This window comes from Leucobacter sp. L43 (assembly GCF_016597785.1).
GTDB classification, from domain to species: domain Bacteria; phylum Actinomycetota; class Actinomycetes; order Actinomycetales; family Microbacteriaceae; genus Leucobacter; species Leucobacter alluvii.
In genome coordinates this window covers 40,363-64,345 of record NZ_JAENJG010000003.1, presented here as the reverse complement: position 1 = coordinate 64,345, position 23,983 = coordinate 40,363, and the positions used below count along the sequence as shown (strand labels likewise).

Sequence of the window (23,983 nt, the reverse complement as noted above, 5' to 3'; positions counted from 1 at the left end):
CTGAGTGAAACGGTGGACCGGGGATGCTCGAGCAGAGCCTCATCGAGGATGGGATGCGCCGCGGTTTCGCCATCGCACGGCGCGGGCCCTCCGACACCCCGAATCCCCAGGTCGGCTGCGTACTGCTCGACCGGGCGGGCCGCGTCGTCGCCGAGGGCTGGCACTGCGGCGCCGGCACTCCGCACGCGGAGGTCGACGCGATCTCCCGGCTCCCGGGCGAGTGGCGCGATCGGGCAGGAGAACTCACCGCGGTCGTCACCCTCGAGCCCTGCAACCACACCGGTCGCACCGGCCCGTGCGCCGCAGCGCTGATCGCCGCTGGTGTCGGGGCCGTCGCGTACGCGCTCTCCGATCCGGGCCAGGAGTCGTCCGGCGGAGCTGACACGCTGCGCGCGGCAGGCGTCGAGGTGCACGGCGACGTGCTCGCTTCAGAGGCTCGCGAGTTGCTCCGCACGTGGCTCGCGAAGCAGGATCCCGCGGCCGCACCGCGTGCGGCGGCTCGACGTCCCCCCGCCGACGCCTCCGCGCGCCCGCAGGTCATCGTCAAGTGGGCGCAGACCCTCGACGGCCGCGCAGCCGCGAGCGACGGGTCGAGCCAGTGGATCACGGGAGCCGAGGCTCGCGCAGACGTGCATCGCCGACGCGCGGCAGCCGACGCGATCCTCATCGGCACCGGCACGCTCCTCGCCGACGATCCGGCGCTCACCGCCCGTGCCGCCTCGGGCGACCTGCTCGTACCCGCGGTCGAGCAGCCGATTCCGGTCGTGCTCGGGCGCCGTTCCATTCCGGACGGCGCCCGTGTTCGCGCCCACCCAGCGCTGGCAGCCAACGGCCTGACCGAGCCGCTGCACTACAGCGGCACCGATCTCGTCGCCGACCTCGCCTCGCTCGCCGCGCGGGGCGTGCGCAGCGTCTTCGTCGAGGGCGGACCCGCGGTGGCGAGCGCGCTCATCGCGGCGGGCCTCGCCGACGAGGTACTCGTGTACGTCGCTCCCGCGCTGCTCGGAGGCGGGCGGCTGGCGATCGGCGACCTCGGGATCCCGAGCATGTCGGGCATCCAGCGCCTCGCCGACGCTCGTCTGGAGCCCCTCGGCGACGACGTACTCGTGACCGCCGCGCTCCCCGCACTCCACTCCGCGCCCCTCATCCCCCGAGCTCCCGGCTCCGCCACGGAAGGATCCTGATGTTCACTGGACTCATCGAAGAAATCGGCGAGGTCGTCTCGGTCGAACCCGTCGACGATTCACTGCGACTCGTCATCGCCGGGCCGCTCGTCACGAGCGACGCCGCCCACGGGGCATCCATCGCAGTGTCGGGCGTATGCCTCACCGTGATCGATCGCGGCACCACGGAGGACGGCCGCGGCACCTTCACCGCCGACGTCATGGCCCAGTCGATCGCGATGTCGACCATCGGCGACCTCGCTGCCGGCGCCCGCGTCAATCTGGAGCGCGCGGTGCGCGTCGACACCCGCCTCGGCGGCCACATCGTCCAGGGGCACGTCGACGGTACCGCCACCCTCATCTCCGCGACGCCCCACGAGGCCTGGCGGGTGCTCCGGTTCTCGCTCGACCGAGCGCTCGCTCCACTGCTCGTCGACAAGGGATCGGTCACGCTCTCCGGGGTATCCCTCACCGTCTCGGCGATCGCCCCCGAATCGGAGCCGGAGCAGTGGTTCGAGGTCTCCCTCATCCCCGAGACGCTCACCGCGACGATCCTCGGGGACCTCGAACCCGGCGACCGCGTCAACGTGGAAACCGACATCCTCGCCCGTCACGTCGCCCGCATGCTGCGCCTCGGCGTCACCGATGCATCAGCCCATCCGAACACCGAAGGAACCCGCGCATGAGCACCACCGACCCCGCGGCCACCCCGCGCGCCGCAGCCCCCCGCACCCCCGGGATCTCGACGATCGAATCGGCCATCGAGGCGATCCGCGCCGGCCGGCCGGTGATCGTCGCCGACAACGAGGATCGCGAGAACGAAGGCGACATCATCATCTCGGCCGAGCTCGCGAGCTCCGAGTGGATCGCGTGGACGGTGCGCTGGTCGTCCGGTCTCCTCTGCGCCCCCATGACCAACGCGATCGCCGACGAGCTCGATCTGCCCATGATGGTCTCACGCAACGAGGACGTGCGGGGCACCGCGTACACGGTCACCGTCGACGCGGCCAACGGCGTCACCACCGGCATCAGCGCGAGCGACCGCGCCACCACGCTCCGCGCGCTCGCGAACCCCGAGGCGAAGCCGACCGACGTGCGCCGCCCCGGCCACGTGCTGCCGTTGCGAGCGGTCGACGGCGGGGTGCGCGCCCGCGACGGGCACACCGAAGCCGGCGTCGAGCTCATGCAGCTGGCGGGCCTGCGGCCGGTCGCGGCCATCGCCGAGATCGTCGCGGACGACGGCGAGATGATGCGCCTGCCGGAGCTCATCACCCTCGGCAACCGCGAGGGCGTGCCGGTCATCACGATCGAGCAGCTCATCGCGTACCTCAACGCCCACGATCCCGAGGGCGCTCCCGCGGTGCAGCAGCAACGCCGCGGCGTGAGCCTGCGCGCCGACACGCTGCTGCCGACCGAGCACGGCGAGTTCCGCGCGATGGCCTACCGCGACCGGCGAGCCGGCATCGACCACATCGCGCTCGTCGCGCCGCTGCCCGACGGCTCACTGCCCTCGGGCGAGACCCTCGTGCGCGTGCACTCCGAGTGCATCACCGGCGAGGCGTTCGGCTCCCTGAAGTGCGAGTGCGGCCCGCAGCTCGACGCCTCGCTCGACCGCGTGCACGAGACCGGCGGCGTGGTCGTCTACCTGCGGGGGCAGGAGGGTCGCGGCATCGGCCTGGCCAACAAGCTGCGCGCCTACCAGCTGCAGGAGCAGGGCGTCGACACGCTCGACGCCAACCTGCAGCTCGGGTTCCCCGCCGACGCCCGCGACTACACGGCTGCGGCGGAGATCCTCGCAGACCTCGGCATCGACCGGGTACGCCTCCTCACGAACAATCCCGAGAAGGTCTCGCAGCTCGAAGCGCACGGCATCGCCGTGACCGAGCGCGTGCCGCTGCTCGTCGGCGTCACGGAGGAGAACCTCGCGTACCTCGCGGTCAAGCGCGACCGCATGGGCCATCAGCTGCCCGAGAACGTGCGGGACGCCCAGTAGGCGGCGATCCAGCGCTCGATCACCAACCCCACCCACACCCCCGATTCGAAGGAGCACATCATGAGCGGAGCCGGAGCCCCGGATCTCACCGTCGACGCCACCGGCCTGCGGGTCGCCATCATCGCCGGCAGCTGGCACGCCGAGATCATGGAGCACCTCGTCGCTGGCGCCCAGCATTCGATCTCGGCAGCCGGAGCCGAGCACGAGACCTTCACCGTGGCCGGCGGGTTCGAGCTGCCGCTCGCGGCCCAGGTCGCCCTGGCGCCTCGTGAGGCGGGGGGCGGCGGGTTCGACGCTGCCGTGTGCCTGGGCATCGTCATTCGCGGCGGCACCCCGCACTTCGAGTACATCAGCTCCGCGGTCACGGACGGCTTGACGCGCGTGCAGCTCGACGCGGGAAAGCCGATCGGGTTCGGCGTGCTGACCACCGACACGGAGCAGCAGGCGCTCGACCGTTCCGGCCGCCCGGGCGCTCCAGAGTCGAAGGGTCGCGAGGCCGCCGAGGCCGCACTGCACCTCGCGGTCGCCCTCCGCCGCATCTCGGCGTAGCCGCGTCCTCACCCACTCTCTGCGAGCGGGGTCACTCTTCGTGCGTGTCACCATCCCAACACGCACGAAGAGTGACCCGGCTCGCAAAGAAAGGGGGAGGTGGGGGCCGCAAAGGGGGGCGTCGCTCGGCGCTGCCGATCAGCGCGACGGCGTAGGCTGGGCGGGTGACCCGGCCAGCAGCATCAGCAGAACATTCCGCCGCAGACGACACCGTATCGGCCGGCAGCGCGACGACCACCGCCGCACCCCGCGGGCCGCGGGCCTCGTTGCGGGAGCTGCTCCCCTACCTCTTCGAGCAGCGCCGCCTGCTCGTCGTCGCCCTGGTGCTCGGCCTCGTCGCCGCGGTCGCCTCGCTCGTGCAGCCGCCCCTGCTCGGGCAGATCATCACCCGCGTCCAAGAGGGCCTGCCCCTGGTCGGCCTGCTCGGCCTGCTCTCCGCGATCGTCGTGGTCGGTGCCGTGCTCAGCGGCCTGCAGCACTACGTACTGCAGCGCATGGGCGAGGGCGTGGTGCTCACGAGTCGGAAGCGCCTGATCGCCAAGATCCTCCATCTGCCGATCGCGCAGTTCGATCGCCGCCGCACCGGCGATCTCGTCTCACGCGTCGGCAGCGACACCACGCTGCTGCGCGCGGTGCTGACGCAGGGCCTCGTCGAGGCGGCCAGCGGCATCCTCATCTTCGTCGGCGCCCTCGTCGGCATGCTCGTGATCGACCCGGCGCTGTTCGGGATCACCTTCAGCGTGATCGTCGTAGCGCTCGTGGTGGTCGTCGCAGTCTCCTCCCGGATCCGCCCGGCGGTCGCTCGCGCGCAGGAGAAGGTCGGCGACCTCGCCGCGCAGGTCGACCGGTCCATCTCGTCGATCCGCACCATCAGGGCGGCGGGGGCCGCCGAACGCGAGCAGGCCGCGACGGAGCGCGACGCGACCGAGGCGTATCTGCTCGGCATCAAGGTCGCTCGCATCTCGGCTTTCATCGTGCCCGTGTCGTTCCTCGCACTGCAGCTCTCGTTCCTGATCGTGCTCGGGCTCGGCGGGTTCCGGGTCGCCACGGGAGCGATCACCATCGCCCAGCTCGTCACGTTCATCATCTTCCTGTTCTTGATGGTGACGCCGCTCGCCCAAGCGTTCGGGGCGATCTCGGCCGTCAACCAGGCACTCGGAGCGCTCGGCCGCATCCAGGAGATCGCGAGCCTGGAGACCGAGGCGGAGCGCGACGTCGCCCGTTCCCCGCTCGGCCGCCTCGTGCCGCTCGCCGAGGTCCGCGACGACGGCGCGCCTGCGATCGAGCTCGCCGATGTGCGCTTCACCTACCGTTCGGCCGCACCTGAGCGCGCCGACGCGCGCGAGCTCGTGCGCGGAGGCCGAGGTGCGCGCCGCGACGCTGAGGCCGCTCCCGCTGCACTCATCGAGACCGAGGTGCTGCGGGGGGTGAGCTTCACGGTGCCCCGCGGGTCGCGGGTCGCTCTCGTCGGCCCGTCCGGTGCCGGCAAATCGACGATCCTCGGGTTGATCGAGCGCTTCTATGACCCCGAAGCGGGAACCGTCGCACTGCACGGCGCCGATGTGCGCACGCTCGATCGGGGCGAGCTGCGCCGTCAGATGGGGTACGTCGAACAGGATGCGCCCGTGCTCGCGGGAACGCTGCGCGAGAACCTGCTGCTGGCTGCACCCGAGGCGAGCGACGCTGCTTGTGAGCGCGTGCTGCGCGCCGTCAACCTGGGCGGCCTGCTCGAGCGCGGAGGCGCGTGGAAGACGGGGGATGCGAGTGCTGCCCTCGCCACTGCGCTCGACATGCCCGTCGGCGAGAACGGCGTGATGCTCTCGGGCGGTGAGAAGCAGCGACTCGCGATCGCGCGCGCCCTGCTCACGGCTCCGCCGATCCTGCTGCTCGACGAGTCGACCGCCAGCCTCGACGGTGTGAATGAGCGCCTCATGCGGGAGGCGCTCGACGCGGTCTCGACGGGGCGCACCCTCGTCGTGATCGCGCATCGACTGTCGACGGTCGTCGACTCGGACAAGATCGTGGTGCTCGACGAGGGACGCGTCATCGGCGAGGGCACGCACGAGCAGCTCATCGCGAGCACCCCGCTGTATCGCGAGCTCGCGCAGCATCAGCTGCTCGTGCCCGAAGATCGCTGAGCGACGCCTGCAGCTGCGGCGTCAGGGACCGCCGCGATCAGCGTCTTGACGCGCGCTCCCGAACAGCCAGTCGACATTCGGCGTCAGTATCCAGCGGAAGGCGCGTTCGACGGGCGCGAGAGCGAGCACCGCCGCGAGCGAAACGGCTCCGGCGATCAGGATCACGACGCCGGACGCGCCGAGGCCGCCGATCGTATCGATCACCCCGGTCTGGCGCAGCGCCCAGACGATGGGCCCGTGCAGGAGGTAGACGGAGAGGGTGCGCGCGCCCCAGTCGGTGATGACGAGCCGGCGACGCGGGGTCACCCCGAGGACCGCGAACGTCATCGCTGCCGCGATCACGAACAGCGCCGCGGTGACGGCGACTCCCCCCAGTGAGGTTTCGAGCCAGTGGTGCGGCGCCCAATCACCGATCGGCGCTTCGGAGAAGCGCGCGCCGTAGCCGTCGCGCCAGGTCAGCCAATCATCGACGCGCCACCACGACCGCAGGCCGGGCACTGCGATGAGGATCGCGGCGACGAGCGCCAGGATGCCCCACGACACGGTGCGCACCCACCGGTGGGGCAGCGCGAACCACTGGCCGTTCAGCCATCCCCGGGTTCTCGCGAGCCAGCCGAGGACGAAGAACGGGAGGAACGTGAGCGTGCGGGCCGCAGAGAATTCGGTGCCGATCACCGGGATCACACCGCCGACGAGCGCGATCGCGACCGACACGACCAGCGGGCGACGCAGCTGGGCGAGGTACGGCAGCATGATCCGCATCGTGACGATGCTGACGAGGTACCAGAGCGTCCACGACGGCGAGATCAGGAACGATTCGGCTGGTGTCTCCTCGACGACGGCGAATCCGATCACCGCCCAGATCCCTTCCCAGAGCACCCAGACCACGATGAGCTGCACCGTCGCGCGGATCGTCTTCGACGAGGCGTTCGCGCGAGAGAAGTAGCCGCTCAGCAGGATCAACGCGGGCATGTGGAACAGGTAGAGGTAGGTGTAGACGCCGTAGGCGAGGGCCGTTTCGTGACGAACGGTGGAGATCGTATGGCCGACGACGACGAGCGCGATGAGCGCGAAGCGGGCGTTGTCCCAGAAGGCGACGCGGGGCGCCCCCGCCTGTCGGGCCGCCGATGCCGTCGCCGGAGAACTCATTTCTGTAGCCTAGCGACGCCGCCCGGCGTATTCTGACCGCATGTGCGCTTCTTACGGCCTCGGCGGCTCGCTCCCACTCGATCTCGAGCCGCTCAGCGAAACGGGCAGTGCAGCGCTCATCGATGCGTGGCTGGAGCAGCGGTCGGGCAACGCGAAGATCACCGGCAAGAACGCGCGCAACCTGAATCCGGTGATCACCGCCGATGCGTCGGGCGTGCGCCACGTGCAGCTCGCCTGGTGGTGGCTCTGGCTCGATGCGAGCGGTCCCGTGAAGTTCTCGGCGTTCAACTCTCGCGACGATCGGCTGCTGCGTTCGTGGAAGCGCCCGTTTCAGCACCGTGCGATACTGCCGGCGACCTGGTACGTCGAGAAACAGGGGCGCTTCCGTCTTCCGAGTGACGAGGCGTTCGGGATCGCCGCACTGACGTCGACGGTCACGCTCGAAGACGGCTCGGAGCTCATCAGCTATTCGATGGTGACGCGGGACGCCGTGGGTGAGGCCGCGGAGGTCTGGCCGCGCATGCCGCTCGTGCTGCCCCGCGAGATGCACGACGAGTGGCTGGATCCTGAGCGCCCGGGAGACGCGGCACTCGTCTCAGAGGTGCAGCACGCTTCGGACGGGATCTCGCGCGAGCTGACGAGGCGATGACGCGCCGGCGACCCACGCAGAAGGCCCCCGCCGGAGCGAGGGCCTTGTGGAGCCGACTTCGGGATTTGAACCCGAGACCTGTTCTTTACGAGGGAACTGCTCTACCCCTGAGCTAAGTCGGCGGAGTGCGAGAACGCTCTCGCACACGAGAGATCACTTTAGCACGTTCTGGCACCCGGTTCGCACACGTCGCTCACGAGCACTGCGGGTCGGAGGTCGGCACCGCCCCGGTGAGGAGGTACTCGTCGATCACGCCGTTGATGCAGGCGCTCTCGCCGTAGGCGGTGTGCCCCTCGCCGTTGTAGGTCACGAGCACGCCGCTCTCGAGCTGCTCCGCGAGCGACTCGGCCCAGCGATACGGCGTTGCGGGGTCCCCGGTGGTTCCGACGACGAGAATCGGATCGGCGCCGGCGCCCGTGACGGACCCGCGCTCCGCCGCCGGCTGCTCGGGCCACGCCGCGCAGGCGAGGTCGCCGTAGCCTTGGAACCGTCCGATCGTCGGCGCGATCTCGGCGAGCTCGGCGGCGTCGGCGCGCATCTGATCGCGGTCGACGTCTCCGGCCGGGTAGTCGAGGCAGTTGATCGCAGTGAAGGCCTCGGTGGAGTTGCTCCGATACGTCCCGTTCTCCCGGTCGTAGTAGAAGTCTGCGAGCGTGAGCCCGATGTCTGGATCCCCCTGCGCCACCGACGAGAAGAGCTCGTCGAGGTAGCCCCAGTTGCTCTGCGCGTAGAGCGGAGTGATGATCGCGGTGAGCATCGTCGATGCCGTGAAGGAGCGGCCGTCAGACCCGGTCAGGGGTTTCGCGTCCACCTGGTCGAGCAGTGCGCTGATCTGCGCCATGCCCACGTCGACGGGTCCGTTCAAGGGGCAGTCCTGCCGCGAGATGCAATCGGCGACGTAGGTGCGCAGCGCCGTCTCGAAGCCGCGTGTCTGCTCGCGCACGACGTCGGAGAGGCTGGCCGCGGGGTCGATCGCACCGTCGAGCACCAGGCGGCCCGCACGCTCGGGATAGGCGTCCGCGTAGCGCGCACCGATGTAGGTGCCGTAGGAGTACCCCAGGTAGTTGAGCTTCGGATCGCCGACGATCGCGCGCAGCATGTCGAGGTCTTGCACGGTCTCCGCCGTGCTCACGTGCGCCAGCAGGTCTCCGGTCTCTTGGAGGCAGGCATCCCCGAAGGCCTGCTCGTGCGCGAGCGCCGCCTCCATCCATGCGTCGCTGCCGACGTCGAGGTCGGCCTCGGCTGGGTCGACGCCGAAGAGGTACTCGTCCATTCCGGCGTCGTCGAGACAGGTCACCGGCGACGAGGCCCCCACCCCTCGCGGGTCCCACGCCACGACGTCGTAGGCCTCTTGCACGTCGGGCTGCACGGCGCCGTCGGCGCCGCCCGAGAGGTAGTCGACGCCCGAGGCGCCGGGGCCGCCGGGGTTCACGAAGAGCGTGCCGGCGGCTTCACCCCCGAGCGCCTCCTGTTTCACGAGCCGGAGCACAATGGTCTCCCCCGACGGCTGATTCCAATCGAGCGGGGCGTGCACGACGGCGCATTCGAGGCCGTCCTCGCACCCGACCCATTCGGGTTGCTGCGCGCCGAAGCCGGCCACGGTGCCGTCGGGGAGGGCGGGGAGCTCGGGCTCCGGTGCCGTCGCCTGCTGCAGGAGTGCGGCGATCGGTGCGCAGCCGGTGACGGTGAGGGCCGCGACGGTGGCGAGTGCGGCGAATCCGAGGACGCGACGGGCGCGGGTCGAGCGCGAGTCGCGCTCACGATCATTCGCGAAGCGACGCAACGGGCGGTTCATCGAAGCGCTCCGTTCTCCGACGCCCCGAGCACGAGCATGTCGGCGGTGCTCTGGGTGGCGAAGAGGGCTTCGAGCACCAACCCGGGCGTGATGCCGCGCCCGAGGCGCTCCCGAGCGACCTCCACTGCGGCGACGACGGCGAGCGCGCGCTCCGCGCCCCATCGGTCGGCGAGTTCGGCGATCGCCGGCTCGCGTTCGAGGTTGATCAGCTCCGGTGATGCGCGCAGTGCGGTGAGCAGCACGTCTCTGAAGAGCGAGAGCAGATCGGTGAGGATCCGATCGATGCCGTCGCGCAGGCTTCGCGTCGCGCGGCGCTTCTGGTCCTCTTCGAGCGCGCGGATCTGGCTGCGCATCTGCGGGGGGATCGCCGCCCCGGCGGGGAGGCCGAGGCTGCGCAACGCGTCTTCGCGCTCGCGCTGGTCCAGCTTCTCGGTGAGCGCGGCAGCGTCGGCCTCTGCGATCTTCACGAGCGTCGCCGCGGCGCGCATGCCGTCCCCCAGCGTCTGAACGCTGAGGGCGACGTCGATCGTGCGCTCTCGGCGCGCCAGCGCGTCCGCGTCGCTGGCGAGTCGTCGGGCCATGCCGATGTGGCTCTGCGCGAGCCGCGCCGCCCGTTCCGCGACTCGGGCATCGATGCCATCGCGCTCGTGCAGCAGTCGCGCGATGTCGGCGGCGCCAGGCGTCACGAGGCGCAGCGATCGGGCGCGGGAGCGAATCGTGGGGAGCAGGTCGGCTTCGCTCGGCGCGCAGAGAATCCAAACGGTGCGCTCGGGCGGCTCCTCGAGTGCCTTCAGCAGCACATTGGATGTGCGCTCCGGCATCCGGTCCGCGTCTTCGATCACGATGACCCGGTATCGGCCTGCAGCCGGGGAGTAGTGGGCCGTCGTGACGATATCGCGTGCGGCCTTGATGTCGATGAGGAGCTTCTGCGTCGTGAGGACGCCGAGATCGGGGTGCGTGCGGGCGCGCACCTGGGCGAAGACCGCGTCGCGATCCTGCCCGCGCGCGATCAGGGCCGCGGCGAAGCGGAACGCGAGATTCGAGCGACCGGAACCCGGGGGACCCGTGATGAGCCACGCGTGCGACGGCGTCGTATCGAGGGCTGCGGCGGCGTCGAGGGTGCGCACCGCCTCCGGTTGACCCACGATCTCCGCCCAGTACTCCACCCCGGAATCGTATCGCGCCCCGCCGACACCGCGATGGGTGACCTCCCCTCGGCGATGCGAATCGCTCGACCCGTCCCGCACCCGCACCGCCCGCGTCCCGGCCGAGGGTGAAACCGCGGGTGAATAGTGCGTCGGGCCCTCCCGAAGACCGCACCCCGGGCATATGCTCTTCAGTGGTTGAAGATTCGTTCCCCCGAGTTCAGACCACGCTCCCGAGCCGTGTTTCCCCATATGGCACGGGAGACACGCCCCCGAACCTGTCCCCCAGGATTTCGGGGGCTTTTTCGTGCCCGCTCAGCGGAGATCGACGTACTCGGCGGTTCCCGCTTCCACTGCAGCCGCTCCCGCGCTGAGTTCCGCGGCGAGCGATGCCAGCACGGCGACCTCCTCCTCGGCGACGGAGATTCGCTGCAGCACCCGATCCGTGTACTCCGCTGCTCCCACCGCCCATCCCCGGCGACGCGCCTCGGCCTCGATCTGCGGCGCGATGTCGTACGCGCAGCTCACGGTGACGGATCGCCGCATCGCCCGTCGTTGCCGGCGCGCCCGCTGCGTCGCGATCGCGACACTCGACCGGTAGGCGCGCGTCAGCCCTCCGGCGCCGAGCAGCACGCCGCCGAAGTACCGCGTGACCACGGCTACCACGTCGCTGAGCCCGGCCGATACCAGGGCATCGAGCATCGGGGCTCCAGCTGTGCCGCTCGGCTCGCCGTCGTCGTTCGAGCGCTGCACCCGCCCGTCCGGCCCGAGCACGAACGCGGAGCAGTGGTGCCGTGCGCGCGGGTGCTCTGCGCGCACGCGGGCGATCACCGCGCGCGCCGCGTGCTCGTCCTCCACGCGCTCGAGCCGCACGAGAAATCGTGAGCGGGAGATCTCCTGCTCGGCGTCCACCGGGGCCGCGATCGTCTCGTATTCCATCGCCCTCGCTCCGACCAGGGGCCTCGCTCCCGGCCCGAGTACCATCGAGTCTATGGGCGGTGAAAGCGTACGGGTAGACACGTGGGTCTGGGGGGTGCGCCTCGCGAAGACTCGGAGCCAGGCCACGACTGCGTGCCGCGCCGGCCACGTCCGGGTGAACGGCGCGACAGCGAAGGCGTCGCAGGCGGTGCGGCTCGGAGACGAGGTGCGCGTGCGTCAGCACGGTTTCGACAAGGTCTACCGCGTCACCGGCCTCCCGGTGCGCCGCGGAAGCGCTGATGAGGCGGCGAAGCACTTCGAAGACCTCACGCCGCCTCCGCTCCCCCGAGTGGAGCGGCCGGCTGAGATCGTGCGCGATCGCGGCGCCGGCCGGCCGACGAAGCGCGAACGGCGCGACATCGACCGGCTGCGGGGCCGCGACGGCGAGGGCTAGCCCGCCGCCACCGCTTCCGCCTCACGTCGTCGTCGCACGATCAGCAGCGCTCCCGCCCCGGTGAGCAGCAGGAGCAGCGCCGCCAGTGCGGCGAACGCCGCGGCATCGGCCCCTGTCGTGGGAAGTCCGGCGCCGGCTCCCACCGAGACCGTGGCCGAACTCTCGAGCTGCGCGTGCTCGGTCTGGCTCGTCGGCGTCGTCACCGTCACCGTGTTCGTCACCGACGGGTACGCCGCCTGATCGACGTGCACGACGAGCGTGAACTCCGCCCGTTCACCGACCGCGAGCCCCTGCGGCAGCGTCCAGGTGACGGTCGATCCCGCGACCTCCACGCCGTCGTCGGGCGAGGAGGCGAAGCGCAACCCGTCGGGCAGTGCGTCGGTCACGGTGATCGGGCCGGGATCCAGGGTCGGTCCCTGGTTCTCGACTGCGATGCGGTATTCGCCGAGCTGCCCGACCGTGAAGGTTCCGACGGCGAGCTTCTCGGTCACGAGCGTCGCGACCGGATCCACCACCACTGCGGCGCTCGACACGTCGTTCACCGGGTTCTCGTCGTCTGCGGCCTCGACGGATGCGACGTTCGTCAACCCATCGGTCGAGACCACGGTCTCCGCGACCGCGGCCTGCAGCACGATCTCGACCGTGGCGCCCACGGCAAGATCGTCGCCGTCCGTGACCGGTGTCCAGGTGAGCCGGTCACCGCCCGAACCGGCGGAGACCGAGGGGTCGAGTGCTGCGGAAGCACCACCGACCAGCGACATGCGCGCGCTCCCCTCGACGTACGTCATGCCGATCGGCAGCGCATCGGTGACCGTGATCGGGCCGCGGGCGATGCTCGGGCCCTCGTTCGTGATGAGCAGCCGGTAGTCGACGACGCCGCCGGCGTTCACGCGATCCTGCTCGCTCGTCTTCACGATCGAGAGATCGGCGCTCGCCTGCTCATCGCTCGCGTCCACGGCGGGCGGGCGGTTGATCGCGTTCGCCGCTGACGCCTCGGCGACGTTCACGAGCGGCTCGCTCACGTCGAGCGCCGGATCCGTGCCGTAGGTGACGACGAAGGAGCGCACATGCTCCGGGCCGACCTGCTGCGTGCCAGAGAGCGCGAAGGTGTCCCAGCTCTCGTGCATCGCACCATCGGCGTCGACCCCGCCTGAGGCGCGATCCCAGTCGCCAGACTCGCTCGCGAACGCGGTGTACGTGAGACCGGCGGGTGCCTGATCGACCACGTGCACGTCGCGCGCATCGGCGGGACCATCGTTGCGCACCGTGATGCGGTACGACACATCGGTGCCAGGTACGACCTGCGGCACGGGAGCGAGCGAGGTCGCCGGCACCCATTCGCCGTCGGACTGCACGACGCGCGTCTTCCACAGCGTCAGGGCCGTGCGGTCGCCGGGAGTGATGGAGGCATCGTCCGAGTTGTTCTGGGGATCCGGATCCGTCGTGACTCCTGGCTGCACCTCGGCCGTGTTGACGATCTCCCCACCCGTCCATGCGGCGTCGACCACACCGGTCAGCGAGATGTCGGGCTCGGCCCCCACCAGGAGGGCGGCACCGGTATAGGTCCAGGTGATCGTGTCACCCGCCGTCGCAGAACTCCATCCGCCCGCATTCGAGACACTCGCGCGCCACAGCTCGGTCGAGGGGTCTTGCGCGAGTGCGGAGACGCCCTCCGGAATGGTGTCGGTGACCGTGATGGGCTGCGCGTCCGTGCCGCGCGCCGTCGAGGGCCCGAGGTTGCGGGGCTCGAGACTCCACGTCACCTCGGCGCCCGCCGTGATGTTCTCCGGCGCCGTCGTGACCCGCTTCGACAGTTCGAGATCGGACGAGCCGGTCACTTCGATGAGATCGACGTCTCGGTCGTTGAGGGGGTTGTTGTCATTCGGCCCCTCGACGAGGGCGACGTTCTCGACGCCCTCCGCGGGTGCGAGGTCGGCATCGATCGACACCGCGAACGTCACCGCCGCGGTGTCCCCCGGCGCGAGCACGACCCCGGAGGTCGCGTCGGCCCAGGTGAGCGAGGAGCCCGTCACCGTCGGCTCGAGCGCCACCGCTGCGGCACCGCCCACCGAGATCGACCCCGAACCGGTGATGTAGCTGAAGCCGGTCGGCAACTCGTCGGTCACCGCGACGGGCGCATCGGAGATGCTGGGGCCGTGATTGGTGACGAGCAGGCGGTACTCGGCGGTCTGGCCCGCGATCGCAGCCGTATTTCCAGCTGGAGCGGTGTGCGACTTCTCGATCTGGAGGTCGGCGCTCCGCGTCGAGTCGACGCCTTCCGTGTCATCGGCGTACGAGGGATCGCCCTCCGCATTCCTCCAGTTCACGGCCCCCACTTCCACGGTGTTCACGAACGATTCGCCGTTCGGCATCGCGGGGTCGGTCGTGTAGGTCACGACGAAGGATCGCGCGTTCGCCGAGCCCGCCTGCTGGGTGCCCGAGAGCGAGAAGGTGTCCCAGTCGTCGCTCGTGCCCGTGCTCGACACGCCACCGGAGCCGCGGGACCACTGAGCGGACCCCTCGGACTCGTGCGAGTCGTACCGCAATCCGGTCGGGGCCTCGTCGACCACGCTGATCTCGCGCGCATCGGCGGGACCATCGTTGACGACGGTGACGCGGTAGCTCACGTCATCGCCCGGCAGGAACGTCGGGATCGGATCCTGCGCTGCTGCGTCGACCCACTCGCCGTCGACCAGCACCACGCGGGTCTTGGCGATGCGCAGCGACGTCGCGTCGCCGGGTGCCGCGGTCACGGCGCTCTCGTTGTTGGAATCGCGGGGATCGCGCGTGGCTCCGGGGACGACCTGCGCGATGTTCTCGATCGCGCCGCTCGTCCAGGCCGCGTCGATCACGCCGGTGAGCGAGATGTCGAAGGCACTCCCGTCGAACTCGTCGCCGGAGCCGACCGGATACTCATCGCCCGTGAACGTCCACGTGATGATATCGCCGGCGCGGGCCGGGAACTCGGCGGCACTGCCGCCGCGCTCCACAGCTGCCGCCCAGAGCTCGGTCGACGGGTCGGCGACGCCGTGGATGCCCTCGGGCAGCGTGTCGGTGACCGTGATCGGCGCGTCCTCCTGGCTCACCGAGACCGAGGGTCCGGCATTGCGCGGTGCGAGCTTCCAGGTGATCGGCTCTCCTGCGGTGATGCTCGCCATCGGGGTGGCGAGCTCATCGAGCGTCTTCGCGACCTCGAGGTCGGCCAGCGGCACGACCGTGATCGTATCGTCGTCGCAGAGAGCTGCGGCAGACGTCGAAGCGCCATCGGCCTGCGTCTCAGGAGATGCCGCACACGCCTCGTTCGTCACTGACGTCCGGGTGCCGATATCGACGGTGACGAGCGCCGACAGGCGCAGCTGCGGAGCCGAATCGCCTGGAAGCACCGTTCCCGCATGCTGAGCGACGACGGTGGTCGTGCCATCATCGTTGACCGTCGCGCGCGTCACGCTCCAGCCGTCGCCGCTGGCGCTGCCGTCGACGTAGCTGAGCCCGGCGGGCAACGTATCGGTCACGGTGAGGGCGGTCGACGACGACGGCCCGCTGTTGCGCGCGTCGAAGGTGAACGTCACGGTATCGCCGATCTCGAAGGCGTCTGGATCGGTCGCGACGTGCCGCTTGTCGACGTCGACCTCCGCCGAACGGGAGACCGCGACATCGGCTGCATCCTCGTTGGGGTGCGGATCCACCGCGGGCTCGGGTGTCTCCGACGCGACCGCTGCACGGTTCGTGAGCGTGCCTGCAGCGAGGGTCGGCGCGAACTGCGCCTCGAACTCGATGACGGGAGCGATGCCGCGATCCTCGTCCGATGCCGTGGCTGCCAGGAGACCGCTCGCCAGGGTGAACGTGACCACCTGCGGCGTCCCGGTGTCGGCGTCGGTTGCGCTGACGCTCCACGGCCCGACCGAGGTCAGCGATGCCGGAACGGTGACGCCGAGCGGCAGGGTGTCGGTGACGACCACCGGGCCCACCGCATCGCTCGGGCCGTAGTTGCGCACCTGCAGGCGGTACCGGACCGATTCGCCGGCGAGCACGGTGCCGTCTGCGACGACGTCACCAGCGGGAGCGTCGATCACATCCTTCGCGATGCCGAGGTCGGCTTCGGCGACGACCGTGATGGTGGCCTCGTCGCCATCGGTGCGCGTGCCGGCGCTGTCGCTCCAGGTGAGCGTCGCGGTGTTCTCCAACTCGGTGCCCGCAGAGACCGTGGGTGCGATTGCCGCCGTCACCTGCAGGGTGCTGGTGCCGACCGGAAGGAGTCCGTCGTTCTCGGCGTACTCGCACGTCGCGCTCTGCGCACCCGCGACGGAGGCGTCGCAGTCCCAGCCGGTGCCCGAGATCTCCACGAGCGTCAGCCCTGCGGGCAGTGCGTCGGCGATCCGGGCCGGAGCCGCTGACGGCCCGGCGTTCGTGACCTGCAGCGTGTACGTCGCCTCGCCGCCCGCGACGAAGGTCGCGCTGTCAGCGGTCTTCTCCACGGTCATCGACGCTGACCGCTCGATGTCGACGAGATCTTCGGCGTGGTTGTTCTCGGGATCCGTGTCGTTCGGCGCCGAGACATCGGCGGAGTTCAGCACCGCGGTCTGCGGCGCGAGGTCGGCGTCGACGTGCGCGATGAACGTGATCACCGAGGTAGCGCCCAGGGGCAGATCGGCGCCGGCTGTGGCGTCGGCCCAGGTGAGCACGCTGCCTGCCGAAGTCGGCTCGAGCGCGGCCGCAGCCGCACCGTTGACCGCGACCGTGGCGCTGCCCGCACGGTAGGCGAACCCGTCGGGGAGCGTATCGGTGACGGTGATCGGGGCGTCCGAGTCGCTCGGGCCCTCGTTGGTGACGACCAGCTGGTACGTCACCGAGGCGCCCGCCTGAGCGGCCGCACCGGCTGCCGGTGCCGTGTGCGACTTCTCGATCGACACATCCGCGCGCCGGCTCGATCCCGTGCTGTCCGTCGCCTCCGGCTCGTTGGTCGAGTTGTCCGCTGAGGCGACGACCGTGTTGCTGATGGTGTTCAGCACCGACGGCGCCGAGGTGTACGTCACCACGAACGAGCGCGTCGTCTGCGGGGCCTGAGCGCTCTGCAGCGTGAAAGTGTCGGTGGCAGCCGTATGGCTGTCGCTCCAGACGGTGGCGTCGAGCCCGACGTGGCTCGCGTAGCTCACGCCTGCCGGGCGCGTGTCGACCACGCTGACCGAGCGAGCATCAGCCGGCCCGGTGTTGGCGACATCGACGCGGTAGCTCACCGGCGTACCGGGCACGAACGGCTCATCCGCCGTCGCCGGGCGCCAGGTGCCCTCGTCGTTGACGACGCGCGTCTTGGTCACCCCGAGCGCGGTGCTGTCGTCGGGTGTGACCCTGACCGCTCCGGTGTTGTTGCCAGTGCCGTCGGCGGGCTCCGCCGTCGCACCGGGACTGACCGTCGCCGTGTTCAGCAGCTCACCGGTCTGCGAGGTCAGGATCGTGCCCGACAGCGTCACCTGAGCGGTCGAGCCGAACGGCATCGACGCGCCCTGATAGGTCCAGACGATCTCCGTACCCGCGTCGACGCCGTCCTCGGGAATCGCGCTGCCGTCGGCGAGCGTCGCCTTCCAGTCAGTGTTGCTCGGTGCGGTGACTCCGGTCACGCCGGCTGGCACCGTATCCGAGATGGTGATCGGCTCGCCCTCGGTCGCGACCGAGACCGACGGGCCGAGATTGCGCACGGTGATGGCCCAGGTGATCCCGGAACCGACAACCGGCGTGGCCGTATTGACGACATCCTTCCGGATCGCGAGATCGGCGATCGGCGTCAGCGTCTGCTGCGCAGTCGATGTGTTGTCGCCCTTGCGATTCTCGGACTCGAAGGTGCGGCCGATCACGTTGGCGGTGTTCGTCAGCTGCTCAGCCGACGCAGTCGCTGCGTCATTCGACGCGACGTTCGCCGTGAGCACGATGCGGTCACTGCCGTCGGCCTTCAGGCTCGTCGTCGACAGGCCGACCGACGCCGTGCCGTCACCGCGCTGGGTCAGCACCAGGGGCGTTCCCGAGGCGTCATTCGCGCTGGCGTAGTATCGCGCCGAGAACGCACCGGTCGACACTCCGGCGGGTTGCACGGTGGTATCCGTGAACTCGAACGGGCCGAAGCTGGCGTCCGGTCCCTGATTCTTCACCGTCACCTGCCACTGCGGCTGAGCGTAGCGATTCGCGACGACCTGCTGCCCGGGCACCCAGGTGCCGGTTGCGAGACCGTGGAGGTTCGTCGACTGCGCGCCCGAGTTCGTCACGCCGCCGATCGGCTGCTTCTCGACGATGAGATCGGCATCGCCGAGGAAGGCGCTGTCGGTCGCGTTGGCGCCCGTGTAGCTGCCCGAAGCGCTTCCGGCCGCGTTGCGGCGGTCAGTGGTCACGGCGCTCAGCGTGTTCGTGTGCGGCTTGCTCGTGCCGACTCCCGGTGCCGTGATCGCATCGGGATTCTTCGGCGTCGCCGTGTAGCGGATGGTGATGCTCTGGCCTGGCTGCAGCACGACCGGCGTGGATGCCTCGACCGAGTCGCTGCCGAAGGTCCACGCGAGCGGGCCCGAAGCACCGCCTGAGGGCTGCGTCGCTGCGACCGCAGTGCCGGCGACCGTGATGCTCTGGGTCTCGGTGAAGGCCCAGTTCGCCGGAAGCGTGTCGGTCAGCACCACCTTCTGGGCGGCACCGCCGTTCGCCGCGTTCGTCGCCGTGAGCACCCACTCGAACGGCTCGCCGGCGTACGCGGTCTTCGAGGAGACAGCAGCGGCCTTCGTCAGCGTGACGCGGGGAAGGAGCGGAGTCACCGTCGCCTGCGCGGTCTGCGTCGAGGTGAAGCGCTCGCCGTTCGTGGGGAACGAGTCGTACCCGCTGATGCCTGCGGTGTTGCGCTTGCCGCCCGCGGTCAGGGTCGCTGACGGTGCGAAGATCGCTTCGTAGGTGAGCGCCACGGTGGCGCCCGGTGCGACCGGGCCCGGAATGCTCCAGGTGATCGTGCTGCCGCTCTTCGTGACGGCACCGGCGGGGGCCTCAGCGCCGCCGATCTTGAAGGTCGTCTCGTCGACGACGATGCCGGCCGGAACCTGATCCGTGATGACCGCGTTGAACGCGTCGCTGCGGTTGGCTCCGGTGCCATTGACCGCGCGCACCTCGTAGGTGAAGCGCTGGTCGACCTGGCCGTTCGCGGTGCCCGTGTACGCGCCCGTGGCGCCCGTGCGCTTCACACCCTTCGCGACGGTGAGCTGGGGGCGCAGGATATTCACGTCCGCGTCGCTCTCGAGCGTCTGGAACACCGCGTTCTGCGCGGTGCTCGACTTCCACTTGAAGTTCGCCGTGTTGCCGATCTGCGCGTTGGTGACGAGATCCTTCGTGATGAGGGCCTCGTAGCGCAGCACGATCACTCGAGCCTGATTGCTGCTCGCGATCGCACCCCCGTTTGCCGTGTACGTCCAGGTGCGCGTGTCGCCGGCGGTCGCGGCGACCGACCAGTCCGCGGTCACGTCGTCGGCAGCAGGGCCGGTCTCGAGCGTCACCGACGCGTTCGAGATCGCCTGGCTCGTGTTGAGCCCGATGTCATCGATGCGCACGTCGTAGTAGTTGACGTACGGCTTCAGCTCGACGCGCACCTCGTACTCGGCGGTCGCGCCGATCGGGGCGCTCGCAACGCGGTCGAAGGCCGATCCGGATCCCTTGACCCGCACCTGCTTCGTGATGCCAGCGGTGTCGGCCGTGACGGTCGCCTCGCTCGACGTCGTGAGCTGGCCGCCGCGCTCGTAGTCGACATCGATGGCGGCGGGCAGCGTGTGCCCCTGCACCTCGACCGTGTTCGTGTAGGCCTGACCGGCCCCGGCCTGCGGGTCGAGCTGCGCCTGGTACGTGAGCGTCACGGAGCCCGGAATCTCGCTGAGCTCGGAGATGCTCGCCGCATCCCAGACGATCGTGCCGCCGGTGCCGTCGAGGGCACCGGGCGCCGCGGCGACCGACGACGACGCAACGGATGCGCCGTTGACCGTGAACGACGTCGGAACGACCTTGAGGCCCGCGGGCAGCTCGTCGATGACGACGTTGTCGTAGCTCTTCGGAGCCGAGGCGCCGTTGGAGACCACGATGGTGAAAGTGACGGGCTCGCGGACGTTGACGCCGACCGTCTGGCTCGCGGACTTGGTCACGGCGAGCTTCGGTTCGATGAACTGCACCGGAGCGTCGACGCGCTTCGCGAGCTGCGCCCCGCCTGCCGGGTTGTCGAAGGAGAACGTGGCGCGGTTCTGCAGCGCACCGGGCGCGGCGTCGCCCACCCAGTACGTGGCCTGCGCGCGGAACACCTGATCGCTGCTCGTGCGGTTCGTGTAGGTCGCGGGGAACTCGAGCGCCCCCGACGCGGCGTCGGAGCAGGTGAACCCGGTGAGCGCGCCCGCGCCGCACACGTCAGCGTTCGCCGAAGCGTTGCCCGGCGCGAAGAACTTCGCGCTGCCACCGACGTAGCTCGTTTCGACGGGCCGGCCCGCGGTGTTCAGAAGCGTGCCGCGGTCGGCGAGGCTCGCGTTCGAGACCGTCGAGTTCGCCGGAATCGTCACGGAGTACTCGAACGTTGCGTACTCGCCCTGCACGACGGCGCCGGCGGCGTTGTCGGCGTCGGCGACCTCGGTGCCGCTCGGCGCGACCTGCGTGGAGACGAGTCGCTTCGCCACACTCGCATCGGGCAGGTGGATCTCTGCGGAGTCCCTGGTGTTCTCGTCGCCGAAGCCGACCTCGTCCGCGCTCGGCGTGCGGGTGGTCAGCAGCTGACCGCCGCCCTCCTGCTGGGGCACGACCGTGGTCGGTTCAGCCGACGAGCCGGGGTGCGGAATGTCGTAGCTGACGATCCCCGCTGTGTTCTCGTAACTCTGCGTGAGCTGCGCGGCTGCGCCACCGGAGCCATCGGGAACGTTCAGCGTGTACCCGAGGGTGAGCCCGCGCGTGATCGCGGCGCTCGTGTCGGTCGCGGCAGATGAGCCGGGTACGTCGCTCGAGATGTTCCAGATGACGACGGATCGGCCGGCGTACTCGGAGCTGAGCTGCGGCCCATCGCTCGGCACTGTATCGACTGCCGTCGCCGTGAAATCGCTCGGATCGAGCGCGGTCTCATTCGCGGACTGCGCGCCGCCGTCGTAGAGGCTCGCGGTGAAGCCGCCGCCCGCCACGTCTGCGGCGGTCACGCCCTCCGGCAGCACATCCCAGATCACGTAGCCGTTGGTGGTGTTCTGCGGCGTCGTGACGTCGATGCGGTACGTCACCGAGTCGCCCTGCGCGACGGTCTCGTCGGTGCCCCCCTCGCCGAACGCCCGGTTCGAGCTGCCGTTCGCATGGGTGTTGGTCTTGATGCCCTTCTGCAGCGTCGCGCCCCAGTCGAGATCAATCGTGGCGTCGGAGCGCCGGAAGGTGAGCTCGCCGTCGACGTTCACCTGCTGGTACTTCGCATGGTTCGCCGGGTTGTCGACGTCGTCGGCCGAAGCCGACTGCGCGGTCACAACGCCCTCGAGGTAGACCGTCAGGGAGCTGTCGAGCGGCATGAAGCGGAAGTCGCCGCGCTGCTCGCCCAGGTCCCAGGAGACATGCGATCCGTCGACGCTCGGCTCCGGAATGTACGCCTGCGGGAATCCGCTGTCGGAGCGATCCCGCGGCGTCGTCTCGTCTGCCGAGCCGAGCACGCCGGTGTAGGCGTACTTCGCCTGCACGAAGTCGACGCCCGGCGGCAGGTAGTCCTCGAGCACGGGATTGCGGGTGTCGATTCCCTCGGTGAAGGGCACCTGAATGCGATACCAGACGTGGTCCCCCGGGGAGAACGGCGTCGACGCCTGCTTCTCCCAGGCGGCCGGATCGGACACGCTCGCCTCGAGCGACCGTCCGCGCTCCAGCACCTCCTTCTCGATGCCGGTGAAGTGCGACGAAATGGTCGCCTGCGAGTCGTCGAGCGGATACCGCTCATCGCCGACGCGCTCCAGCAGCGCCGGATCGGCGGCGATGTCGGCGATGGGAGAAGTGGTCCCCGTGATCGACACCCGGTTGGTGAGCCGGTCGCCCGAGCTCGTGCTGCCCTGCGCCCCCGTGTAGTTGGGACGCTGCATGAGCGTGTAGCGCACGTCGGCAGTGCCATTCGCGACAAGCGAATCGATTGCGAACACGACGGTGAACCGGCCCGAGTCTTCGTTGAACTCGATCGACTCCACTGCGGCGTTGTCGACCGTTGCACCCGTTTCGGCGTTCGGGTAGTCGCACGCGGAACTCGGCACGACGTCTTCGCTCCACTCGGCGGCGTCGCTGTAGCTCTGTACCGTGTCGCCTGTCTTGATCGTGAGCTGCGGCTGCTGGGACTGGGCTGGGAAGGCCGGGCAGAGGCCGTTCGGAATCACGTCGGTGAGCCGGACGTTCTGCGCATCGACGTACTCGCTCGCACGCACCTGCAATGCGTAGTCGGCGAGGGCCCCGGTCGTGAAGGCGTCTTCTTCCACGCTCTTGATCACGTGCAGGTCGACGGCTTCCACGCTCTCCGTGTCGGAGTCGGAGGTGGTGCGCAGCGCCGCGTCATCGTTGAAGACCGGGCCGGTGAAGGCTCCCGTTGCGACGGCCGCGTTGGTCAGCGCCTTCGCATTGGCCGGGTCTGCGGCGTCCTCGCTGCCGTGTCGCGTGGACGCACCGGTGTTGTTGTCGAGGTTCGCCCCCTGCACGCCGGTCGCGGGGTCCGGCGCATCGCCCGTCCACATCGCATTCTCGAACAGCGGCACCGCCGCGTAGTACTTCAGCTCGATCGACCCGGAGGTCGCGGGCGCGTCGGGGAAGGACTGCGCGGTTCCACCGGCGAGGTCGTTCAGGTCCCAGGTGATCTTCGTGTAGACGCCGGCCCCTGCGAGCCCGAGAGCGGTGGCCTCGGCTGCCGACAGCTGCACGGTCTCCACGCGCTCTGAGGCGGGAGCGGCGAGCGGGCTCTGAGCTGGAATGCGACGGGGCTGCCCGTCGACGGAGTACTCCCCCGCACCCGCAGCGGAGTTGTCACCACCGGCGATCCCGAGATACTCGAGGCCGGCTGGCAGGTAATCGGTGACCGTCACACCTTCGGTGGCGGCCTGCCCCGTGTTCTCGACCTTGATCGTGTACACGGTCGGGTGGTCGTGCACTCCGCGCAGCAGCTCCCGTTCGGGGCTCGGCTCCGACTTCGTGACGCGCAGTGCGCGCACGTCGGGCTGCGCGAATTTCTCGTCGATACCCGGGTTCGACGTGTGGTCGGTGGTCTTCGCCTTGCTCTCGGAGCCGTCGAACGTCGGCAGACGCGACGGGTCCGTGCTCGTGTACGCGGTCGCGTTGAAGTTGATGGTGCTGCCGACGGGGTACGCCCCCGCGTCGGGGCGCACCTTCACGTTGAGCGCGACCGTGCCGCCCTGCGGCAGATCGTCGATGTTCGCCCACACCCACAGCTGCTGACCCGCGGGCACCGCGCAGCGATTCGCCGGACCCGCAGGGTCGAGCGTCGAGGCGGGAATCAGGCCGCTTGCCGCGCAGCTCTCCGCCGTCGCGGTGCCGGTGCGCGATGCGTTCGGCAGCACCTCGAGCGGGCCGTACACCTTCGACGGCCGCTGCGATCCCGCACCGTCGACGAACGAGACCGACTCGGGCAGCAGCGCCGAGACACCGAGATTGAACTGCTTGCCGCCGTCGGCGTTCGAGATCTCGACCGTGAACGCGGCGTCCTCACCGGCGAGGATGAAGTTCTTCTCTCCCGACCCAGTGCTCGCGACCGACACTTCGGGAGCCCACTCGGCGGCAGCAGCCTGCTGGGCGCCGATGCCGACGGCGACGAGGGATCCCGCGACCACCGCGCCTGCTGCGATGCCTGCGATGAGTGAACGGATACGGCTCCGCTTCGGAGCCGCGATTGCTACCACCATGTCGTCCACTTTTCTTTTTGCGCGCACGTCTGCGCGCCACCCCAACGAAGTTCGCTTCGACGCCCGGTGCACCGTTCGCGTCGACCGGTGGTGCAGGCGCAGAGCGCTCCCCACCACAAACTCGTCAAGC

General features: G+C 69.9%; 12 protein-coding genes and 1 tRNA gene. 7 read left to right on the top strand and 6 right to left on the bottom strand.

Annotation, left to right across the window (positions count from 1 at the left end):
• Positions 1–23: 23 nt before the first annotated feature.
• The 5 genes from ribD (at position 24) to JE033_RS12290 (ending at position 5,843) form a co-directional block, all read left to right on the top strand.
• Positions 24–1,184 carry a bifunctional diaminohydroxyphosphoribosylaminopyrimidine deaminase/5-amino-6-(5-phosphoribosylamino)uracil reductase RibD gene (gene ribD, locus JE033_RS12310; protein WP_200332009.1) on the top strand — a complete coding sequence of 387 codons (1,161 nt, stop codon included), beginning with the start codon at positions 24–26 and terminating at the stop codon, positions 1,182–1,184.
• Positions 1,184–1,849, top strand: coding sequence for a riboflavin synthase (locus JE033_RS12305; RefSeq protein ID WP_090152861.1), 666 nt, complete (start codon positions 1,184–1,186; stop codon positions 1,847–1,849). Before ribD ends, JE033_RS12305 begins: the two co-directional genes overlap by 1 nt.
• A complete protein-coding gene (gene ribA / locus JE033_RS12300) occupies positions 1,846–3,156 on the top strand; it encodes a GTP cyclohydrolase II (protein ID WP_234037514.1) in 1,311 nt (436 codons plus the stop codon). The genes JE033_RS12305 and ribA overlap by 4 nt, the downstream gene beginning before the upstream one ends.
• Before the next feature lie 60 nt (positions 3,157–3,216).
• Positions 3,217–3,705, top strand: a complete 489-nt coding sequence (gene ribH / locus JE033_RS12295) for a 6,7-dimethyl-8-ribityllumazine synthase (protein ID WP_090152869.1) — start codon at positions 3,217–3,219, stop codon at positions 3,703–3,705.
• Between the two features lie 164 nt (positions 3,706–3,869).
• On the top strand, positions 3,870–5,843 hold the full coding sequence (locus JE033_RS12290) for an ABC transporter ATP-binding protein (RefSeq protein ID WP_200332007.1): 1,974 nt from the start codon (positions 3,870–3,872) through the stop codon (positions 5,841–5,843).
• 21 nt (positions 5,844–5,864) lie between these two features.
• On the opposite strand, the gene JE033_RS12285 is transcribed toward JE033_RS12290, so the two are convergent.
• Positions 5,865–6,992 carry an acyltransferase family protein gene (locus tag JE033_RS12285; RefSeq protein ID WP_200332005.1) on the bottom strand — a complete coding sequence of 376 codons (1,128 nt, stop codon included), beginning with the start codon at positions 6,990–6,992 and terminating at the stop codon, positions 5,865–5,867.
• Between the two features lie 40 nt (positions 6,993–7,032).
• On the opposite strand from JE033_RS12285, the gene JE033_RS12280 reads away from it, so the two are divergent.
• Positions 7,033–7,641, top strand: a complete 609-nt coding sequence (locus JE033_RS12280) for an SOS response-associated peptidase family protein (RefSeq protein WP_200332003.1) — start codon at positions 7,033–7,035, stop codon at positions 7,639–7,641.
• Between the two features lie 47 nt (positions 7,642–7,688).
• On the opposite strand, the gene JE033_RS12275 is transcribed toward JE033_RS12280, so the two are convergent.
• The 4 genes from JE033_RS12275 to JE033_RS12260 form a co-directional block, all read right to left on the bottom strand.
• A tRNA-Thr gene (locus JE033_RS12275) sits at positions 7,689–7,763 on the bottom strand.
• Positions 7,764–7,834: 71 nt separating this feature from the next.
• Entirely contained in the window at positions 7,835–9,436 is a 1,602-nt protein-coding gene (locus tag JE033_RS12270; RefSeq protein WP_200332001.1) for an alpha/beta hydrolase, read from the bottom strand.
• On the bottom strand, positions 9,433–10,602 hold the full coding sequence (locus JE033_RS12265; RefSeq protein WP_200331999.1) for a DNA polymerase III subunit delta': 1,170 nt from the start codon (positions 10,600–10,602) through the stop codon (positions 9,433–9,435). The genes JE033_RS12270 and JE033_RS12265 overlap by 4 nt, the downstream gene beginning before the upstream one ends.
• 294 nt (positions 10,603–10,896) lie before the next feature.
• The gene (locus JE033_RS12260; protein WP_090152886.1) at positions 10,897–11,520 is read right to left on the bottom strand and encodes a YigZ family protein; all 624 of its coding nucleotides are present in this window, start codon (positions 11,518–11,520) and stop codon (positions 10,897–10,899) included.
• Between the two features lie 52 nt (positions 11,521–11,572).
• On the opposite strand from JE033_RS12260, the gene JE033_RS12255 reads away from it, so the two are divergent.
• On the top strand, positions 11,573–11,953 hold the full coding sequence (locus JE033_RS12255; protein ID WP_090152888.1) for an RNA-binding S4 domain-containing protein: 381 nt from the start codon (positions 11,573–11,575) through the stop codon (positions 11,951–11,953).
• Here JE033_RS12255 and JE033_RS12250 read toward each other — a convergent pair.
• Positions 11,950–23,853, bottom strand: a complete 11,904-nt coding sequence (locus JE033_RS12250; protein WP_200331997.1) for an isopeptide-forming domain-containing fimbrial protein — start codon at positions 23,851–23,853, stop codon at positions 11,950–11,952. The two genes, JE033_RS12255 and JE033_RS12250, sit on opposite strands and share 4 nt — an antisense overlap.
• Positions 23,854–23,983 lie beyond the last annotated feature (130 nt).